The sequence below is a fragment of the Bacillus cereus group sp. N24 genome (assembly GCF_016483345.1).
In the GTDB taxonomy this organism is placed as follows: Bacteria; Bacillota; Bacilli; order Bacillales; family Bacillaceae_G; genus Bacillus_A; species Bacillus_A toyonensis.
Genome location: NZ_JAEHCA010000133.1, coordinates 1 through 257 on the forward strand (window position 1 = coordinate 1; position 257 = coordinate 257).

Consider the following 257-nt stretch of genomic DNA (forward strand, 5'->3'; position numbering starts at 1 on the left):
CCGTTTGCTTTTCCTAGTACTGTTACTTTTTCACCATTTTTTAAGTTTCCTAGAACTGAGCTACTTGTATTCGCCGCACTTCTTACTCGTAAGCTTGTCGCGTTAATTGTTCCTACTTCTTGCGTTCCATTCGTAATGTCTTCCCCTGGTTTTTCTTCTTGTTTTCCTGATTCTAACTTTACAAACTCTAACGACACATACCCTTCTTTTCCTTGGTAATTGATTTTCGCCCAGCCGTTTGCTTTTCCTAGTACTGT

The 257-nt window shown here is 39.7% G+C and carries 1 protein-coding gene; it reads right to left on the minus strand.

The genetic code is table 11. The features are described from left to right. Positions 1 to 257, minus strand: a 257-nt coding sequence (locus tag JDS95_RS30730; protein WP_199691068.1) for an SH3 domain-containing protein, incomplete at both ends; no start/stop codon positions are given.